The organism is Lewinella sp. LCG006 (assembly GCF_040784935.1).
Classification (GTDB): Bacteria; Bacteroidota; Bacteroidia; order Chitinophagales; family Saprospiraceae; genus Lewinella.
Map to the genome: position 1 here is coordinate 5,581,049 of NZ_CP160680.1, position 16,079 is coordinate 5,597,127.

A 16,079-nucleotide genomic window follows, 5' to 3' on the forward strand; every position below is an offset into this window, starting at 1 on the left:
TCAATGAACTAGAAGGCCCCCCATCAAATCCACACTTATACGCCCATAAACTGCCTTAAATGCATTGATAGTTGCTTTTGAAGGAACTAAAACATCTGCAAAGCTTGCGATTGGAGTATTCCAAAGAAAGCTAGATGAACGGTCTATATCATTTATCGCTTTCCTATTGTCATGAGGATTTGAACTAAATAGACCATTAAATACAAGTGATTTGATTTCGTCTTCTGCCGCCTCGGCCTCTGCTCCTTTGCTGTGCTTAAAAATTGGACTACTAAAAAAGTAAACAACTTTCTCTTCTGCTTCACGAATATTTACGTAGTCAGAATACACAAAATCACCTCCTACACATGTGAATACGTTAGTGGCAGCAATTCTATAAATATCGACCTCTGAACCTGAATAAAGTTTCGGCTTTGGTAAGTTGGATGGGTAGTATGAAAATCCAGGTTCTAGCCCATCTATATCAATAGCTTGTATCGGCATATTCCCCGCAAACTGATACGGCGTGTACCAAGGGTAACTCGGCGCTAATGGATCCACACTCAAAAACTTCCCAATACTCGGATTATAAATCCTGAACCCATAATCATAATGCGTGGCACTTCCCCATTCCTTATCGCTATCCGCTTCCTTGCCATTAAACCCAAAACGATAGCCAGCAAACTCCCCAAAGTCGGTATCCGGCTTGTTCATTTCCAGGCCGAAGGGGTAATAGTCCATTGTTCTGATGGGGGTCGTCGCATAAATAGCACTACCAACACCTACGGTACCAGGGTTTCCACTCACAAGATAGCGTTCATCTGTGATAACGGCCATCACATTTCCTAAATGATTGGTAATTTCGTAGCGTTTATCGCCACGAACGAACAATTTTACACACGGCTCACATTGGCTACCGCCGCAGTCTATGCCTTCTTCGTCGCCGTTTTGTTTACCGTCATTGCAGAGGTCAAGTGTACCTGCTTCTACAATCATGTCATCCCAAAATACTCTACCAGCGTCAACGGGGGCGAAAAAGAATCGTAGTCGAGTGATGGATGTAAAAGGTCCTGGAATGTTCGATCATGTAATACCGGCAAATGCACCTACCTGCCTACTCGCAGCAAGGCAGGTAGGTGGGCGCTATTTGTCTATCCGCTCAGGCTCGGCCAGCTCCTAGCTTAGTCACAGTGGGGAGCGTATAATTAAAATGCATACGCAATAAAGTAAAAAAGTTGACTATTGCAAGTCATAACAGACGTTCAAATTCTGCAATATTATCTCTGTACTTTCTATATAATTCAATGTAATAATTCTCATCCCTTCGAGTTCCTGTCATATTTACTGACGAATTGTGTTTATCAATAATCATTGGGGCATTTCCTCCTACCATAGCCCCAAGATCACCTGTTTCAACAAATGCTTTAGATTGATAAAAAAACATCCATCCAAATTCTAGCTCTAATGTTTCTTCGTACATTAGAGAAAGGTTGATACCTGATTTTTTTTCAATCTCGTCAAGCTTTTCTTTAGCTAGCTCAATAGCTTCATTTAATTCTATCATCGTCATGTTTTTATCACCCAAAAGTCCTTAAATCCTGTAAGCTCAGAAGAGTTCATAATAGCTGAACCTGATTTTTGAAAATCTAGAAACTCGATCGTTCCATTATTGTTTCTTACGTTGAAGAAATGCCCCACTCTTCCTCTATAACCAAATACGACTCCTGTAGCACCGTCTCCAAATCCCTGAAATCGTTTGGCTAAAGTTTCAACAGTGTTTCCCTTGTACCAAGCCCTTCTACCATGTGGTCTAAATACGTCATCTATTAGGTTTCCGTAAGCTAATGCATCTGCGAACGGATAATTGCTAGGATCAGCTTCAAGCCCATCTAAACCTATGGATCCCCACTGACAAGATAGCGTTTTGATATCACCCCTTCGGGGTTTCTGATGGCTCCTGTTTGGGCCTAGCATCTTTTCATCCCTTCGGGATTGGTTTTCCGCTAATCCCGAAGGGATGAAAAGCTACTAGCCTATGTTGCCATGCGATTGTTTTAACCCTGAAAGGGTGAAATCATCATTCCCCAATCATGAAGAATGTATGCTTGTGAATTAATAATCTCTCACCCCGCAATCCAATCCCATCACTGCTGCCCAACAACCCCTTCCACCAAACTATGAAGATAAACCTCCACATTATCGTACACCGGATGCAACTCATGCCCATTGGCTTGAGGCTGATCTACGGGCAATTTATGCGCTTGCTTCCAGGTGTCGGGCATGCCATCGCCGGAGGTATCCAGGGGGGCAGGGGCCGTCGCCAATTCGGGCCAGCCGCCTACATCTTCTTGCGAATCGATGATCCCTAAGGTGCTGCCCTTGGAGCCGTGGGCCGTGTATTTTCCATCTCGTACGCATTCTACGATTCTTGCATCTACAGCATCTCGCACGTAGGATGCACCACCAATGGCCAGTACTTTTTCATAAGCTTCCTGTGCGGAATGGGTGGTGACATTGTTATTGATCGGATGTTCGGCAGGGATTCGGATAGCTGCTTTTTCTTCGTCGGAAACCTCTCCGTAGCGGGAATGGAATTGGTCAAAGACCCCATAAGTCCAGTTGTCAGCGGTGGCATTTGGACTGTCTGCTACGTAGTTGCCAGCGATGTAGTACTTGCCCCAGATGTTATATACCGCTGTTTCCGGTTTTGTGTTTTTATCGATAGCGATGATCCGATCCGTATTCGAAGAGGCCGGACCTGGTTGGTAATAACAATTGACAATGTTCACATTCATAGCTTCACCGCCGTAACAGCTGTTGGCTCCCCAGTTGTAGATCACATTGTTGCGTAGGTCCGTAAGATCTGTGAGCGCAAAAGCATCACCAGCACGTTCACCAAGGCGCGGATTTCTACTGGCGTGATTGGCGATGAGGTTGTGGTGAAACGAAGCGTTTTTGCCGCCCCAAATGGCTCCGTAACCATGCTCACCTTTGTGGTGGACAGAATTATTGAGACTTTCGGAAATGATGCACCACTGAAGGCTGGTATTGGTGTTGTCATAAAAAGAGACACATTCATCTACCGACCAGCTCATGGAGCAATGATCTACAATGATATTACTTCTTCCGCGGGCTTCCAGGGCATCTGCTTCCTGGTTTTGCTGGTCGCCAAGCCGGAAGCGCAAGAAACGAATAATAACATTGTCTGCTTGGATGACAACTGGGTAGTCTTTGATGCAAATGCCTGCGCCTGGTGCACTTTGGCCGGCAATGGTAAGGTTGCCTTCCCTGATGTTGAGGCGGGAACGCAAGGCAATGGTACCTGCTACTTTGAAGAGGATGTACCGGGCTCCCGGTGTATCTACTGCTTGGCGAAAACTTCCGGGGCCATCGTCATTCAGGTTCGTTACGTAAAGTACTTTACCTCCCCGGCCGCCGGTTGTAAATTGGCCAAAACCTTCAGCACCAGGAAAGGCAGGTAATTGAGCTGAACCAGTGGCGGCTTCTATACTGATTGGTTGCTCTACCGATCCGAGCTGCTGCTGATTTGCGCAGCTGGTCATAAATAGGATAAGGGCAAATAAAGCGAATAATGAAGTACGGTTGGATAAAGATGGCATTCGTAGAGGGATTAAGAAGTAAACAAAAATCCCGGATTCCACTTTGAGCGAAATCCGGGAGAAAAAGCATTCCGTTTGTATATTACTTACTGAACGCGCCAGCGTGGGTCACCTGCGTCCATACGGCCACTGAAGCCAGTATCTTTGAAGTTGAAATCCATTTCCACATAAGGATCCACCCATAGGTCTTCCGCTGTTCCAGCGTAATTCAAAGCTGGGAAGCCAGGAATTTCAGAACCAGGAGTGAAGGCAAAATCTGAAGTTGCATACGTATTCACGATGTTGAAGATTGTGGCCTCCAGACCTTGGTAAATACCTCGCACCGCCAGGTTGCCCGTCATGCCTTCGTCCCAGGCGTGGCCCCAAATTGAATTGGTGATTGAGATGCCGTTGAGAACATTACTCAATTCTCCAGCAGTTCCGCGCCAGCGGAAAAGGATACCATCAGGATCAGCGAATTCACTCAGCGTACAATTGTCAATCAAGACCGACTGAGCATTTTGACGGGTAGTCATGAAGGCATGAATCTTGGTAAACGTACTGTTGGTAAGCGACACATTGTCAAAGGCCGCATTGCCAGCTCCATCTGTATCAGCAGTAATGATACCATAGTTGCCAATAGAGTGAACAATAGAGTTGTTGATCGTATAATTGGTCAGGAACATTTGGGTCCGAATCCGAATAATACCTCGGACATTATTGATCACACAGTTGTCAAAAGTAAGTTCATTGAGTACCGTCAGCGAAGAGTTATTGGGGTTGAAAACGTAGTCTCCTCCAATATCTTCTCCACGCAACTCTACATCAATGAAGCGTACATGGTCAATCATGGCACCATCTGCGATATTCCAGTTGCCCGTAGTAAAGAGGATGGCCTTCTGCTCACCAAAGCCATAAGCCGCAGTGATAGTGATAGACTTGTCGAGTGGGTCAGAAGGGAGGTTGTACAAAACTCCTTTCTTAAGCACAATGATTTGTCCGTCCATTGCCGTAGGAATAGCATTGATCACAGCGTCTGGATCATCAGAAGTACTCAGGTCAATCACATTAGGATCGGTGAGGTCAATCGCACTGGCAATCATGTTGTAAACTTCCCATCCACGAAGGACTTCTCCATCTGCGCCGCTGTAAATAGCGATCTGGTAGCTGGTCAAAGGCTGTAGCCCAGTAACGATATATTCGCCATTGGTTTGTGCTTCAGCATCCATATCGTACTCGAATAAAGGATTGGCCAATACCTCATCCGCGAGGGTGAATACCCGGATTTTGGTAACCGGCGCACCAAGTAGCTCCCAGCTAACCCGGGCTTGTACATCGAGAATATCTCCTGCGGTAGGAATATTAAGAATGGAAGGAAAACGTTGCGTACGTACGCTACCCAGATCTGAAGGTCGGCTGTCGAAGGCTGGATCTGCGGCATGAGCGGTTACCTGAATTTGGTAAAGCGTATTCCAAAGCAGGGATTCACCATTCAATGTTTCCTCATTGATTACCACATAATTGGTGTCGGATTCAATCGTATAAAGAACGGTCGCAAAGCTGTCGCGGCTAACTTCCAAAGTGTAGGAGACCGCGTCTTTGATGTTGCCCAGGTTAACAATAATCGTATTGAGTTCTGAATACAAGTCTTCGCTCAAAACCGGACGGAAAAGGCGTGTTTCTTCGTAAACCTCCTCGTCTTTATCACAAGAGACCAACGAAACACCGATAATGCCAACCAACAAGAAAATTGCCAGGCTGAGATGCTGTTTTATATTTTTCATTGTTATTTTTTATTTGATAGTTCAAGTAGCGGGCTTATGGGTAGACCATGGCCCACCAATAAGCCCATGCTTACTTCAAATTAGAATCCGTAACCATCATTTGCCAATACTCCCTGGCTGTTGGTTACTGCTTCTTCAGGGATGGGGAAGATATAGCGAGCTACACCAGGTTTTGGGCCTTGGTCGATGTAGTTGCGCCAGTCTTTGGTGATCCATTCCTGGTAAATGGTCACTTCGTTGCGCAGACCGAGTAGCCATGATTCGCGTGTCCAGGTGTCATCCGGAGCAGCAGCAATTTTACGGTTGGGGTTCAGGACCGTGAAACGACCACTTTCATTGCGTTTCCAGTAGATGTAGTCCGGCAGGTCGGCGTATGGTCCAGTGCCTTCAAAGGCAGAATCTGCCATGTCCTTAAGGGTTTGAACCGTCTCGGCCATCTTTTCAGAGTAAATACCCCAGCGGATTAACTCGTACTTACGGATCATCTCACCCCCAAACTCCCAGGCGCGTTCGTTGACAATAGCGTCAAAGAAATCCTCTTTGCTGGTAGAAATGCTGGCTAGGTAGTTGTCTACTTTTTCGTCCCAAAGGGCACTGTCAAAGGCGCGACGACGAACGCGGGCCATAGATTCCAGCGCTGCTGCTGTCGGTCCGTTCAGTTCGTTTTCAGCTTCAGCGTGCATCAACAACACATCCGCATAGCGTAGCATCGGCCAGTTGATACCGGTTCCCTTAGCAGAAGAAGCACCAGGGCCAGCATCCAGGTAGTAACGGCTCCACTTTCCTTGAGAGATATTGGAGATGCCACCATTGACGAATTCTTCCTGGAAATCAGTGTTTACGATGTAGTAAGCACAGGTCACATCCCGACGCGTATCAAGGGTGTCGAATGAATAGTAGTAGGAGGGAGGTATTGCCATGTAGTTGTTGCCTGATCCATAATTGTGAGATGCCGTAGCACCCCCCTGGACCGTTACACCAATGTTCCAACCCACATCACCATTACCAATTGCAAAAGGAACCTCGAAGAGGATGTCGTCATTGACGGGAGTTACAAATTTTGCATTGTTCAGGAATACCTGACGGAAATCTTCCGGAAGCGGACGATCTTTCAGGTTAATCAGCTTTTCGGTATATTCCTTGGCAATCTGGTAGTAGGTCTGGTAGTCGCTGGTACGCTCCATATTCAGTGCAGGCGTTAGGTAGTAGCCACCACGTTGGAGTGCAATCCGAGCAATCAAGCCAAGGGTGAACTCTCTGTTTACTTGCTCAATCCCGTAAGGCAATTCCTCTGCCCACAACATCTTTTCTTCAATAGACATCATGTCTTCAATCACCTGCGAAAGGATGACGTTGCGGTCTTCCTTGCCCAGGAAGAAGTCATTGCCAGCCTTAGGTGCCAACCGAACATTAGGCACATCGCCAAAATGATAGGTCAACATACTGTACCAATAAGCCCGTAAGGTATAAGCTTCACCAAGCAAGTGGTACATGGTTTTGGAAATCAGAACGTCAGAAGAATTCAATGCAGCGCTTGCCTCGATTCCTTCAATTGCAATATTGGCATCACGAATAGCCGTGTAAGCAGCATTCCAAAACTGGCGCAAGTCACCATTGCTTGACAATGCATTGAGGTCCCAGATCTGGTACCGATCGCCTGAGCTGGTCCAGCCACTTTGGCGCTCGATATCGGTGTTGCCCGTCATGTTGTTGGACAAACGGGAACGGAATCCATCTACGCCAAACTGTACGTAGATAGCATTGACGCCTTTGCGGGCATCGTCGACATTAGAAAAAACATAATTGGTGTCGAAAGTCGAAATAGAATCTGGCTCCAGAAAGTCGCTACAAGCTGTAAGCGCCAGGGCCATGATGGCTATGATATAATATTTGAGTCTCATATTATTAATATTAGAGGTTCGAATTAGAAGGTTACGTTAAGCCCGAAGGTGTAGGAGCGGCTTCTAGGGAACGCAGAGTAGTCAACGCCCGGCGTCAGTGCCGAGTAAGCAGAGCTTCTGGTTGTACTTACTTCTGGATCATAACCCGTGTAGTTGGTCCAAACGTGTAGGTTGTTACCCGTCAGGTAAAAACGTAGGCTAGAAATTCGCATTTTTGTCATCACGCTAGCAGGCAAAGTGTAACCGATGGTTGCATTGTTCAGACGAAGGAAAGAACCATCTTCTACTGCCCAAGAGTGAATCACAGCTTGTGCTACACCATAACTGTTGTGCGACCAGATGTTTTTGTCGGCATTTAGTGCGGCCAATTGATCCAGGTCCGTAACAATTTCACCAGGTGTTCCAGTATATGAACCGTCAATATCAACGTAGGTAAAGCGATTGTCAGAGTTCATCGTGTTCAACAAGTTGCCGTAAGTAACCCGACGGAACTGGTTGTACTGAATCTTCCCTGTATTGTATACATCGTTACCGTATGACCAGTTGAAGAAGAGGGCTGCATCCAGGCCTTTAAAGCGCATGTCCAAGCCGAATCCACCCTGGTGTTTCGGTAGGGTATTACCGATGACCATCCGGTCATCACTGTTGATAATGCCATCACCATTAAGGTCTTTCAATTTCAGGAAGCCTGGGCGAAGGTTGGGGTTACCCACCGTTGCACCAGCGTTTGGCACACCATCATTGAGGGTGTAAGTGTCATTGGCTTCATTGTATCCACTGAAGTCCTCGGTAGTGTAGTAACCATCTGTTACGTAACCATAAATATCACCAAGCGTACCACCTACTTCCAGGTAGAAGTCATTCTGGTCTTTCAAATCGGTACTTGCCCAGTTAGACTGGAAGAAGCGAGAGTTGGTACCATCCAGTTCTTCAATTTTGGCACGGTTGATACCGATGTTGAAGTTGGCCGATAAGGTAAAGTCAGAACGGCTGATGAGGTAAGTCGTCAATCCCAATTCTACACCTCGGTTAGAGGTAGAGCCAATATTGTTCCACTGGGTGCTAAAGCCGGTGTTGGAAGGAATCGCCGACTGCAAGAGCAGGTCTTCCGTCGTATTGCTGTAAACGTCAAGGCTACCGAAAATGCGACTTTCAAATAAAGAAAAGTCAAGACCAAGGTTGCGATTTGTCGTCGTTTCCCACTTGAGGAAAGGATTGTATAGGGTATTGCCAGAAGGCGTATAGTAGACATTGTCAACGTTACCAAATCCAGGGCCACGGTTGGTAGAACCAACGAAGAGGAACTGGGTAGCGGTGGCGTCGATGCGGTCATTACCGGTCTGTCCGTAGCTCACGCGAAGTTTCAATTCCTGGATGGCTTTGGAGTTCTGTAGGAAAGGCTCTTCCGAAATTTTCCAACCAAAAGCTACAGCAGGGAAGTAACCCACGCGGTTGTCCTTCGCAAAACGGCTTGAAGCATCCGAACGCATCGTGGCCGTAAACAGGTAGCGATCATTAAGCTGGTAATTCACCCGTCCAAAGAAGGATAGACGGTTTGCATCTGTAAATTCTTCCGTCTCGTGGCGGTCCGTACGACCAAAAGTCATGTTAGCAAACAGTTCTTCCGGGGTGATAGACAAGCGGAAATCTTCAGCGCGGACAAAATCAGAGCTACCTCCATTGGAGTAAATCTCGTGACCTACAAGGAAGTCCAGGCTTTGACTTTTGCCCATGTTTACTTGGTAGTTGGCGGTGTTTAACCAGCGGTAAGAATCACGCTCTGTATCGGTTTTCTGACCTAAAGGAAGGCTACCACCATTGTTGAACGATTCTCCCGTAAGTGGCCCGTAGAAACGGAGCTGCTTGTCAAAAGTCTTGGAGCCGGTAAACGTAGTCTTCAAATCGAGGTTGTCAATGACATTCCAGTTCAATGCAGCATTGAAAACATAATCGTTAATGGTTCTTTTCCGCCAGTCTTGCTTCACCAAATCGGTAGGATCAACCAGGCTGCGCAAAAATGTCTGATAATCATTACTAGCATCCAGTGCATTGAGGTCGATTTCAAGTTCGTCAGCAATACCATTGATCGGACGAGTCTGTACAGCATCCTTGATGGTAATTTGAGAACCTCCAGAAGTACCTGCACCATCAATTACTGTTCCAGTAACACGTGTGGATGCCTCGAAAGTAAGGCGGTCAGATATTTCCTGGTTCAACTTAAAGTTCATGGCATTTCTTTGGAAACCCGAGCCAATCAACAATCCTTCATCCGTATTGTTGGTGAGACTCAGACTGAGTTTTGTCTTGTCATTTCCACCAGACATGCTTACGTTGTGGTATTGCGAGTACTGAGGATCCCCAAAGAGTTCTTCCTGCCAGTCAGTCGGTCTTCTTTCTTTGTACAGTTCAAGGTCATCGTATTTTCCGAAGAACTTTTCAAAGTTACGCAGGTCAGCGGGGGAGCGTAGCTTAGCGTACTCATAATTCGCCAGCGCGTATTCGTAAGGAGATAGCACTTCGTAGCGACGATCACCAGGAAGTTCCTTCATTTGAACGAAACCATTGTAAGAGACTTTGATTCTACCCGCGGTAGCTCTTTTAGTGGTGATCACAATAACCCCGTTAGAAGCTTGCGCACCATAGATGGCAGTTGCCGAAGCGTCCTTTAAAACACTGATGCTTTCAATGTCAGTAGGAGGAATGTCCCGAATACTTCCCACAATAAACCCATCAACAACATACAAAGGAGAGTTATCTTGGGTAATTGATCCTCCGCCGCGAACGCGAATGACAATTTCTGCATCTGGCGAACCGTCGGTTGTGAGGACATTTACACCTGGTAGACGCCCAGTAATGGCCTGAGCAGCATTGGTGATCGGAATTTGAGCGATTTTATCTCCAGAAAGAGAGGCAACGGACCCCGTCAAATCTGAGCGTCGAACGGAGCCGTATCCTACAACGACGACCTCGTCGAGTAAGGAAGCCGTAACGCTCATGACGACATTGAGTACTTGGTTATTGCCTACAGGGACAAGCTTTGGGGCGTAGCCGGTATAGCTAAGTTCCAACGTGTCACTTGGAGTAGCCTTTACTTCAAAGTTACCATCGTAATCAGTAACTGTTCCAGAACCAGTGCCTTTGATCATCACTGTCACCCCGATGAGGGGCTCGTTGTCTTCTGAAACGACATTTCCCCTGATGGTGCTTTGCCCCAATAAGGTGGTACTCCCCAGGAGGAGGAAGCCTACCAGTAGAGCAAATAATGTTTGTAGCTCTCTACGTTTCATGAATAAAAGTTTTATAAAGTTGAGTGTATTAAAAATTATACACAAAGAAAGCAGAGAGCAGTGAGATTGACGGTATTTGGCGGTATTCAAGAATTCACAGAAGTGTAGCAATAATTAACCTTAGGGAAAAGATGTTTTTAATTGCTGATAATCAAGTGGTTATGTGTGTTGGTAAAGTGAGTAGTTGCCTTTGGAGATAAATATTGCACAGTTTTTTACACAGGAATAAGAGGAAGAAAGACGGAAAATAAAAGAATATTCTAGCTTAATCATTTATTCTACAAAATAATCCCTTGTTTTTGGATACCCCAATCTTCCATGTTTCCTGGAAGATTGGGGTATTTTTACCGATAAGTAATCTTAAGGTGCCGTTTCATATAGATAGCGACCTTTACATCTTGGCCGTAGCCTTGATTTTTTCCATTTCAATACTCGCCAGCATAAAAGGACCGATGCCTTTGGCGTCATTGTCACGAACGGGTTCGCCAATGTAATATTCATAGGAGCCATCGCGGTAAGGATTGCCCCCCAAACCTGCCACTGCACAACCATTGGTCAGGTGAACCTCGCCATCATCATCTACGCGGATAAAGGTCTTCAAAATGCCTTCGTAACTCTGGGTGCCAAGAGCAAGGTACTTTTCGTCGAGATAACCATCATTGGCTCCCTTCAACATGGCGTAAGTGAACATACAAGAGCTGGTAGACTCCAAATAGTTGCCTTCCCTTTTTGGAAAAACGAGTACTTGCCACCAGGTCTTTGTTTCCTGATCCTGAACCTTAAGAACAGCGGTAAGCGTACGGTCGAGAATAGCAACCAAAGTGGCTCTTTGTGGATGATCCTTTGGGAATTTTTCCAGCACATCCACCAAGCCCATGCAGTACCAACCAATAGCTCTAGCCCAAAAATGAGGAGAGCAGCCTGTTTCAGGGTTTGCCCATTCCTGAAGCCTGCTTTCGTCCCAGCCGTGGTAGAGCAAGCCAGTAGCCGCGTCTTTGGTGTGCTTTTCTGCTAAAATAAACTGTTCGGCAATATGGTCGAACAGTTCGGGTTCATCAAATTTTTGCGCGTAAGTTGCCTGGAAGGGTTCCCCCATAAAGAGGCCATCCAACCACATCTGCCAGGGGTAACGCAGCTTGTGCCAATAGCCGCCTTCTGTCGTCCGAGGCTGCCAGGTAAGCTGTTGATGAAGTTGATCAATAGCTGTTCGGTAACGTTCATCTCCCGTTTTTTCGTAAAGCTTAAACAAGAGTGGGCCAGGGGCTATGTGATCAATGTTGAATTTGAAAAGATCGTAATCCCGAATGCTTCCATCCGCCAGGATCATGGTATCACCGTAGCTTTTGGCGTATTGGTAATAGTAGTCTTCTTTGCTGGCATCTGCTACTTCCATCATACTCGACAAGACCAGCCCTTGGGTGTAATTCCAGCGTGGTTCCTTAGCGAAATCGTTCATCCAAGCCTCTGGGGCACGCTTCATAATGGAGAGGGCCATCCGTTCCGACCAGGGTTTTTCTTCCGAAATACTAACCGTCATTGCGAGGACTTTTTCGGCACTCAACCCTTCCGGAGGAGCTGCTGTATCACATTGCCAACAAAAGAGGGCGACGAACCAAAGACTTGCGCTGGTCGCTAATGAGAAAGATTTGGAAATTTTCATATTAATAAGCGTTTTACCTGGTTAAGTTTGATGATAAAGGATTGCGTAAGCCCCTTGATTAAAGCCCGGCGGATAATGGCGAAGACAATTCAATGAGCACGCCATTGAGATAATCAACAAAAGCTTCTTCCGTCTTTATGGCATTGGGTTCCTGTTCCCAGGTAGCCAGAAAATAATAGGTGAGTTGGAGGTCTTTTGGCGTAAGCACTACCACATGGCTATGTTCGTCTTCCGTGGTTTCCTGCACATCAACTTTTCTATACAAAACGGCCATGCCCAGGTTGTCTTCCGCGAGGCTCTGTGCGCCCCACGTAGCAAGGTATGCCCATTCTCCTTTTTCTCCCTGAAGCAGTTTGCCTTCCGGATGTTTTACAATACCAGTACAGATATTAGGTAGTGCTTGGCTGAGGGTAATATCCTGTCGGGACAGGCGGCTACCTGCGTGGATCGACAACACAGAAGTCAAGTCCGTTTTTACGTCACCCACTTGCCAGCCGAAATAATTGGTGAGGATTTTACTTTCCACAACGCCATTTTCCAGAATGGTACAGCTGAGGGAATCGGTCGTTTCCACCCGCAGGGCTTTGTCTCCCATCCAGCTTCCTAGGGCGCCAACGCCCAGTGAAGCACCTACTTTGAGGACATCCATGCCCCAATCAGAAGGTTCGTGGTAGGAGTCGAACCCATCGAGGCCGACATGCTGTAAGACCATTTCGGACGTTTTTTTACCGAAAATATCAGTGGCATTCCGCCAATCGAGATAAAAACGGTAACCAACCAGATCAGATTCCCAACCTGGCCCTTCGTAACGAATAAACCAAGAGTGGTCGGTGTGCTCGGGAGGAACCCGGAGGTGATCTACATTCTGGAATTCTCCGTCGATGTATTCTCTATCTTCCCAGTGGCCATTGATTTTGTGGGAGATCTCCGCTTGGGTACGTTTGGGGAAGGTGGGCATTTTTTCTCCTTCAGCAAGTTCAACCAGCTGGATGCTTTTTTCTTCGCCCGCCGCAAAGTCGAGGAGGAGTGCATAGGTTTCTGCTCGGCCATCTCCGTTGTCATCATTTGCCTGGAAAGGAATAGCGCTTTCGCCGCTGACGAATTTCACTTTCGATAAATCCAGGTTGCTAAATTTTGACTTTAGAGCAGCGGCATCCAAGACCAGCAACGCGTCCTTTCTAGGGGTGTCCAAAGTATTGCTCACCGCGAGGGTCGCTTCTTGAACTAGGGCTTCTTTGGGGCCTGAACCACAAGCGGTTATCAGTGGTAGTAGACCGATAATCAGGTAGTTGTATTTCATGGTTGGTGAATTTTTAAGACGTTGGTTAGTTTGATATTTCTGGTAATAGGAACGGTTGTAAAACGTGTTCCGGCTGGTATTTTTTGGCTGATCTTCGTTTCAATTGATGTGCCCAACTTACGCGCTTTGCTATTTCAGCACCAGGGCCAGTATTGGCATATTCTGCGTAGAAGACGGTTTTTTCTTTCTCCTCAGCTCCCCAATTGTCCCAGCCTTCGGGGCGAATATGATCTCCGAGCTGGCAATACAAAAACACGGTTTGAGCATGGCTGCGCCAGGGCCGCCCCAGATAGACGGAGGTGACGCCTTCCGCTGCCGTCAATTGGCAACGAAGGAAAACCAGCCCATAAGGCCGACCAGCGGGTGTGCTGGCTGCCGTAATGTAGGAATCTGCTTTGCTGTGAAGGATACATTCTTCGAAAATCGCAGTAGCACCGCCGAAAATGAAGTCTGTTGTACCCTCTATATAGCAATCCCTGAAGTGCTGGCGGGCATTGGCACCATCTACGTAAAGGGTGTCTTGATGACCAAGCATTCGGCAGTTGGTTAGCATACACCGATCGGCCTCAATGGCCAAAGCCACCGCTTGTCCTACTGGCCCAGCAGTATTGCTGATGGTGAGGTTTTCGGCACGAAAGTCATCTCCCTGAACCAGTAGCGTAGCGGTGTGGAAAGTACTGTTGCGTCCGCGATCAATCTGATCGAAGTGATCTCCCCAGCGGATGATGGTTCCGGTTGGACTTTCTCCCCGGAGCGTGAGGTGCGTGTTCCAGGCATAAACCTTTACCTTCTCTTCGTAAATACCATCCTTGATGAAAATGGTAATCCTGGTTTCGGGGAAAGACTTGGTAGCATCGATTGCCGCCTGGATGGTAGTGAAATCACCGCTGCCGTCCTGGGCAACGAATATTTCCGTTTTGTACTGCGCACTGACAACCGTCGTGAGCAGTAGCAATGGCAGGTAGATTAATTTTTTCATGGCGTTATTCTAAACCAGTCAAAATCGGCGTATCCGCCATTGTTTTCGTGTTCGTCGCGGATGCTGAACAGGCCTACCTTGGCACCAATCCACTTGCCCTCTCTGGCCATGAAGACTTCGCCAATCGGGAGGAAGGTTTCGCCGTTGAGGCTGTAAAGAAATGTGCACTTACCTCCTTCGGCCACCTTTACTTGTAAAAACACCTCATTATAATGAATGGGAATGCTTTTTACAAGTCGTTCGGGCTGGCCATTTTCGGCCTTGATACATTCGGTTTGTTGCAAGAACAACTGGCTATCTTGTTGGACCAGCGCGAGGTAGGCATAATCTCGGCCCATTACGATGAGCCCTGTTTTTTCACTGTCGAAGTGGTGATGAAAAGTCAACTTTGTTGTTGCGGTGAAGGTTGCCGCTGGCATTTTTTGAAGCAATAAGTTGGGAGCTTCCCATAAATTGGCAATGTCTTGTTGTACCTCCGGGTTAAGTCGCAAAAAGCCCATTGGGGTAGGGAAGGCCCAAGTCGGTTCAGGATTGGCGTGCCACTGCCACTGCAAGCCCAGTTGAGGAGTGTTGAATTCGTCGCTGGTTTGCGGGACTTTTATGATTGAACTTACTTTTACTTTGGGCTTCTCCCAAGTATCAACGGGTTCGCCAATGCCATCTCCGTTGCGATCTTTTCCGATCATCAGCCAGTCGTTTTCCCAGCGAGCGGGCTGCAGGTGTACGATGCGCCCGTAAGGTTGTTTCTCCTGGAAATGAACAAACCAATCATCGCCATTGGCTAGTTCTACCCAAGCACCCTGGTGAGGGCCGTTGACCTCAGAATCACCTTGATGGAGGACAATTTTATCTTCATAAGGTCCCCACACATTTTTCGAGCGCAGCACCGTTTGCCAACCAGTGGGTACGCCACCTGCGGGGGCCAGGATGTAATAGTAGCCATTGCGTTTATGCATTTTGGTGCCTTCGATGGTGGTGTGTGCTTCGTGGCCATCAAAAACCAGCACGCCATCATCAAGCAGTTGGGATGCATCTGGAGCCATTTCGTGAAGAACGACAATACTCTTGATCCCGGCCCTACTGCCCGCAAAGGCATGTACGAGATAGGCTTTGCCATCGTCATCCCAAAAAGGGCAAGGGTCAATCCATCCTTTCGCAGATTGAACCAAATGAGGTGCCGTCCATTCTCCCGCAGGATCTTGCGTTTTGACCATGTAAATACCGAAATCAGGATCTCCGTAAAAGATGTAAAACCAACCATCGTGATAACGAAATGATGGTGCCCAAACGCCATTACCGTGTTGGGGTTTGGCAAAAAAATCGGCTGGTGGCTGCTGCGTAAAAGCGTAGTTGATAATTTCCCAGTTGACCAAATCTTTTGAATGCAAAATAGGCAGTGCTGGAGCACAATTAAAGCTGGAAGAAGTGAGGTAAAAATCATCTCCCACCCGTACGACATCAGGGTCAGAATAGTCTGCGTGAAGGATGGGGTTGCGGTAGGTTCCGTCTCCTAAGTCGGGTTGCCAAACCTGAGCATTCAGCGGTAGGATGCTTGTAAATAAAAGTGCGGTTAATACCAATCTCATGGTT

Annotated in this window: 11 protein-coding genes; all 11 read right to left on the reverse strand. The window is 47.1% G+C overall.

The features are described from left to right. Window positions 1–975: an RHS repeat domain-containing protein gene (locus AB0L18_RS20220; protein WP_367389136.1), complete on the reverse strand. Its 975-nt coding sequence runs from the start codon at window positions 973–975 to the stop codon at window positions 1–3. A 253-nt stretch (window positions 976–1,228) separates the two neighbouring features. Continuing rightward, the gene (locus tag AB0L18_RS20225; protein WP_367389137.1) at window positions 1,229–1,549 is read right to left on the reverse strand and encodes a YrhB domain-containing protein; all 321 of its coding nucleotides are present in this window, start codon (window positions 1,547–1,549) and stop codon (window positions 1,229–1,231) included. Next, complete coding sequence (locus AB0L18_RS20230; protein WP_367389138.1) at window positions 1,546–1,953, reverse strand: toxin glutamine deamidase domain-containing protein; 408 nt, start codon at window positions 1,951–1,953, stop codon at window positions 1,546–1,548. Before AB0L18_RS20230 ends, AB0L18_RS20225 begins: the two co-directional genes overlap by 4 nt. A 170-nt stretch (window positions 1,954–2,123) precedes the next feature. Next, window positions 2,124–3,599 carry a polysaccharide lyase family 1 protein gene (locus AB0L18_RS20235; protein WP_367389139.1) on the reverse strand — a complete coding sequence of 492 codons (1,476 nt, stop codon included), beginning with the start codon at window positions 3,597–3,599 and terminating at the stop codon, window positions 2,124–2,126. Between the two features lie 86 nt (window positions 3,600–3,685). Next, entirely contained in the window at window positions 3,686–5,362 is a 1,677-nt protein-coding gene (locus AB0L18_RS20240; protein ID WP_367389140.1) for a DUF5123 domain-containing protein, read from the reverse strand. Window positions 5,363–5,442: 80 nt separating this feature from the next. Next, window positions 5,443–7,263 (reverse strand): RagB/SusD family nutrient uptake outer membrane protein, encoded by a 1,821-nt coding sequence (locus AB0L18_RS20245; RefSeq protein WP_367389141.1) that lies wholly within the window; start codon window positions 7,261–7,263, stop codon window positions 5,443–5,445. Between the two features lie 23 nt (window positions 7,264–7,286). After that, window positions 7,287–10,550 (reverse strand): SusC/RagA family TonB-linked outer membrane protein, encoded by a 3,264-nt coding sequence (locus tag AB0L18_RS20250; RefSeq protein WP_367389142.1) that lies wholly within the window; start codon window positions 10,548–10,550, stop codon window positions 7,287–7,289. Between the two features lie 391 nt (window positions 10,551–10,941). Further along, window positions 10,942–12,210, reverse strand: coding sequence for a glycoside hydrolase family 105 protein (locus AB0L18_RS20255; protein ID WP_367389143.1), 1,269 nt, complete (start codon window positions 12,208–12,210; stop codon window positions 10,942–10,944). Between the two features lie 58 nt (window positions 12,211–12,268). Beyond that, entirely contained in the window at window positions 12,269–13,510 is a 1,242-nt protein-coding gene (locus AB0L18_RS20260) for a DUF4861 domain-containing protein (protein ID WP_367389144.1), read from the reverse strand. Window positions 13,511–13,535: 25 nt separating this feature from the next. Continuing rightward, on the reverse strand, window positions 13,536–14,489 hold the full coding sequence (locus AB0L18_RS20265) for a pectinesterase family protein (protein WP_367389145.1): 954 nt from the start codon (window positions 14,487–14,489) through the stop codon (window positions 13,536–13,538). After that, window positions 14,486–16,075 (reverse strand): glycoside hydrolase 43 family protein, encoded by a 1,590-nt coding sequence (locus AB0L18_RS20270; protein ID WP_367389146.1) that lies wholly within the window; start codon window positions 16,073–16,075, stop codon window positions 14,486–14,488. The genes AB0L18_RS20265 and AB0L18_RS20270 overlap by 4 nt, the downstream gene beginning before the upstream one ends. Window positions 16,076–16,079 lie beyond the last annotated feature (4 nt).

Bases quoted from the DNA above. Each gene is read 5' to 3' on its own strand.
- AB0L18_RS20220 (WP_367389136.1), bottom strand. From the start codon at position 975: ATGATTGTAGAAGCAGGTACACTTGACCTCTGCAATGACGGTAAACAA.
- AB0L18_RS20225 (WP_367389137.1), bottom strand. From the start codon at position 1,549: ATGACGATGATAGAATTAAATGAAGCTATTGAGCTAGCTAAAGAAAAG.
- AB0L18_RS20230 (WP_367389138.1), bottom strand. From the start codon at position 1,953: ATGCTAGGCCCAAACAGGAGCCATCAGAAACCCCGAAGGGGTGATATC.
- AB0L18_RS20235 (WP_367389139.1), bottom strand. From the start codon at position 3,599: ATGCCATCTTTATCCAACCGTACTTCATTATTCGCTTTATTTGCCCTT.
- AB0L18_RS20240 (WP_367389140.1), bottom strand. From the start codon at position 5,362: ATGAAAAATATAAAACAGCATCTCAGCCTGGCAATTTTCTTGTTGGTT.
- AB0L18_RS20245 (WP_367389141.1), bottom strand. From the start codon at position 7,263: ATGAGACTCAAATATTATATCATAGCCATCATGGCCCTGGCGCTTACA.
- AB0L18_RS20250 (WP_367389142.1), bottom strand. From the start codon at position 10,550: ATGAAACGTAGAGAGCTACAAACATTATTTGCTCTACTGGTAGGCTTC.
- AB0L18_RS20255 (WP_367389143.1), bottom strand. From the start codon at position 12,210: ATGAAAATTTCCAAATCTTTCTCATTAGCGACCAGCGCAAGTCTTTGG.
- AB0L18_RS20260 (WP_367389144.1), bottom strand. From the start codon at position 13,510: ATGAAATACAACTACCTGATTATCGGTCTACTACCACTGATAACCGCT.
- AB0L18_RS20265 (WP_367389145.1), bottom strand. From the start codon at position 14,489: ATGAAAAAATTAATCTACCTGCCATTGCTACTGCTCACGACGGTTGTC.
- AB0L18_RS20270 (WP_367389146.1), bottom strand. From the start codon at position 16,075: ATGAGATTGGTATTAACCGCACTTTTATTTACAAGCATCCTACCGCTG.